This window comes from Candidatus Acetothermia bacterium (assembly GCA_024653305.1).
In the GTDB taxonomy this organism is placed as follows: Bacteria; Bipolaricaulota; Bipolaricaulia; order Bipolaricaulales; family Bipolaricaulaceae; genus JACIWI01.
In genome coordinates this window covers 1520-2001 of the sequence record JANLFW010000053.1, presented here as the reverse complement: position 1 = coordinate 2001, position 482 = coordinate 1520, and the positions used below count along the sequence as shown (strand labels likewise).

Genomic DNA, 482 nt, shown 5'->3' with positions numbered 1-482 from the left:
TCAACAGCGGGGGGACGCTCGTCGTCGTCTACCGGGCGCGGGTCCTGCCCGAGGCTATCCCTGGCTCGTACCTCACCAACCTGGCCGGGGTCACGGGAGAGGACGGCGCGGGAACGCGGATCCCCGAGTTCAACCCCGACGTGGACGACTCCTACCCCGACGAGGATTCCACCACCATCCGGGTGGGAGCGCCGGCACTGGTGACGAACAAGGAGGTCTTCTGCGAGGAGTGCCCCTGCGAACCCACAACGGGCCCCTGCGATCCCTGCGCGATCGAGCCCGTGCCGGTCAAGGTCGGAGAACTCGTCCAATTCCGGCTCATCGTGACGAACGTGGGTTACAGCCGAGCCTACGACGTGGTCGTGGAGGATTGGCTTCCCCCGGGCTTCGCGTACGTCGCGGAGACAGCCCGCATCGCCTGGCCGGGCGGGAAGTCCGAGGCCGAGCCCATTGGCGCGCCAGGTCCCCTCCTCGCCTGGGTC

At 68.7% G+C, this 482-nt stretch carries 1 protein-coding gene; it reads left to right on the top strand.

What is annotated here, in order from left to right:
• On the top strand, positions 1 to 482 hold a 482-nt coding region (locus NUV94_08160), incomplete at both ends, for a DUF11 domain-containing protein (GenBank protein ID MCR4392708.1).